This window comes from Sulfitobacter sp. HI0129, from assembly GCF_001635395.1.
In the GTDB taxonomy this organism is placed as follows: Bacteria; Pseudomonadota; Alphaproteobacteria; order Rhodobacterales; family Rhodobacteraceae; genus Sulfitobacter.
The window spans coordinates 1-757 of the sequence record NZ_LWGH01000803.1 but is presented as its reverse complement, the minus strand read 5'-3'; the positions used below and the strand labels follow the sequence as shown (position 1 = coordinate 757).

The following is a 757-nucleotide window of genomic DNA, read 5'->3' as shown; positions in this document are numbered from 1 at the left end:
TTTTCGCTCGACGCGGGCGGGGGGATGACCCTTACGGATCACCTGCTCGACACCCGCGAAAGCCGCTTTGCCGGGGTCACCGCGCTGGATATCGTCACCCGCGGCGATGACGTCTTCGTGCTCGCCGGGGGGGCGGATGACGGGCTTAGCCTCATGGCGCTCTTGCCCGGCGGGCGGCTGCACCCGCTGGCCCATGTCGCCGACAGCCCCGAAAGCGCGCTGGCAAACATCGCCGCCCTTGCCGCGCGGGAAACCGACACCGGCCTCGCTGTCTTTACCGGCAGCGCGTCGGAACCGGGCGTGAGCCGTCTGGATGTAGAGCTTGCCAGCTACGGCGGCACCGGGCAAACCAGCGCCCGGTTCCGACGCGCTTACAGGCGGCGGAGCGGATGACATGCTGCTTGCCCGGCACGGGGGCGTTGTCCTGACCGGCGGCGCGGGGAATGACAGCTTCGTCTTTGCCGCACCGCTCACCACAGGCACGCTCGGCCAGATCACGGATTTCGACCCCGCGCGCGACAGTATCGACCTGTCATCGGTGCTGGCGCTCAACCCGTTCGACGGCGTGTCCATCGAAGGCGGCGGGCGGCGCGCGATCCTGACCATGGGCACTGTCACGCTCGATGTCGCGGCAACCGCCGGGGCGACGCTGGCGGCGGCGGATTTCGCCCGCGCGCGCATCGCTTCCGCCGACCGGCCCGTCGCGGACCCGGCCAATCACCCCGCCGTGGTGAACGCGGTGCCCGCACCCGACCCC

The 757-nt window shown here is 70.8% G+C and carries 2 pseudogenes; both read left to right on the top strand.

Annotated elements, in window-relative coordinates:
* Positions 1 to 393: pseudogene (locus A3764_RS19240) on the top strand (hypothetical protein); the annotation flags it as partial.
* 1 nt (position 394) lies between these two features.
* A pseudogene (locus A3764_RS19235) lies at positions 395 to 757 on the top strand (hypothetical protein); the annotation flags it as partial.